At 69.4% G+C, this 1,413-nt stretch carries 1 protein-coding gene and 1 pseudogene; both read left to right on the top strand.

What is annotated here, in order from left to right; all coding sequences use genetic code 11:
* The coding region (locus tag JHN63_RS51285) for an alpha-glucosidase C-terminal domain-containing protein (RefSeq protein WP_200691973.1) at positions 1–604 on the top strand (604 nt) is incomplete at its 5' end.
* A 107-nt stretch (positions 605–711) separates the two neighbouring features.
* A pseudogene (locus JHN63_RS51280) lies at positions 712–1,413 on the top strand (maltokinase); the annotation flags it as partial.

Raw genomic sequence — 1,413 nt, 5'->3', positions numbered from 1 at the left:
CCCGCTCCTGGACAACGACCGCAATCAGATCGAGCTGTTCACGGCCCTGCTGCTGTCGCTGCCCGGTTCGCCGATCCTCTACTACGGCGACGAGATCGGGATGGGCGACAACATCTGGCTCGGCGACCGCGACGCCGTGCGCACGCCGATGCAGTGGACACCGGATCGCAACGCAGGTTTTTCGTCCTGTGACCCCGGCCGGCTGTCACTGCCGACCATCATGGACCCCGTCTACGGCTACCAGGTCACCAACGTCGAGGCGTCGATGTCGTCGCCCTCCTCGCTGCTCCACTGGACCCGCCGCATGATCGAGATCCGTAAGCAGAACCTGGCGTTCGGCCTCGGCTCGTACCGGGAACTGCCGTCGTCGAATCCAGCGGTGATCGCGTTCCTGCGCGAGTACGAGGACGACCTCGTCCTGTGCGTGAACAACTTCTCCCGGTTCGCGCAGCCGACGGAACTGGACCTGCGGGCGTTCAATGGGAGGCATCCGGTCGAACTGTTCGGCGGGGTGCGCTTTCCGGCCGTAGGAGAGCTGCCGTACTTGCTGACGCTGGCGGGGCACGGCTTCTACTGGTTCCGGCTCCGCAAGGAAGCCGCCTAGAGGTCCGGTCCCCGGGGCGGGGGCGGGGCGGTTTCGGTTTCCCCCGCCCCTTCCGGGGCACGCAACAGTGACACCCCGACCACCCCCGGGGAAAGGAACGTGACATTATGGCGGAAACTGTCACACTTTCCGGCCGGACCAGTCCTGGTCCCGGTTCCGGCCTCCTCGCGTCGCTGGACCCCCTTCTGCGGGAGTGGTTGCCGAGGCAGCGGTGGTTCGCGGGCAAGGGGCGTCCCGTCACCGGTTTCTCGCTGGTGGCGGCGACCGAACTCCTCCCGCTGGACGGCCCGCTGGGCCTCTACCACCTCCTGGTCCGCGCCCATCAGCCGCAGACCCAGGGCGACTGCTACCAACTCCTCATAGGCGTGCGCGAGGCGCTGCCACCGCGGCTCGCGCCCGCGCTGATCGGACATGTGGAGGAGGGCCCGCTCGCCGGTCACACGGTGTGCGAGGCCCTGTACGACCCGCTCCCGACCGCGACCTTGGGCCATGTCCAGCTGGAACTCCTGGTCACGGGCATGACCGAACGCCTGAACGCGGCGGCACAGGCCGTCCCGGCCCTTCGCCCCTACGCCCCCGGTCTGCGCTCGGCGTTCTCGGCGCTGGCGGACCTCGCGGCCGAGGGCCGGACCTGGACGGCCCAGCGCATCCACGGGGACCTCCACCTCGGCCAGTGCCTGCACTCGCCGTCCGGGGAGTGGTCCCTGATCGACTTCGAGGGCGAGCCGTCCAGGCCGCTGGCGGAACGCCGGATGCCGCAGCCGGCGGTGCGGGACATCGCGGGGATGCTGCGCTCCTTCGACTACGCG

It is taken from the genome of Streptomyces sp. MBT65 (genome assembly GCF_016612545.1).
GTDB lineage: Bacteria > Actinomycetota > Actinomycetes > Streptomycetales > Streptomycetaceae > Streptomyces.
Note: the sequence above shows the minus strand (reverse complement) of the source record. Positions and strands in the feature narration are given on the sequence as shown.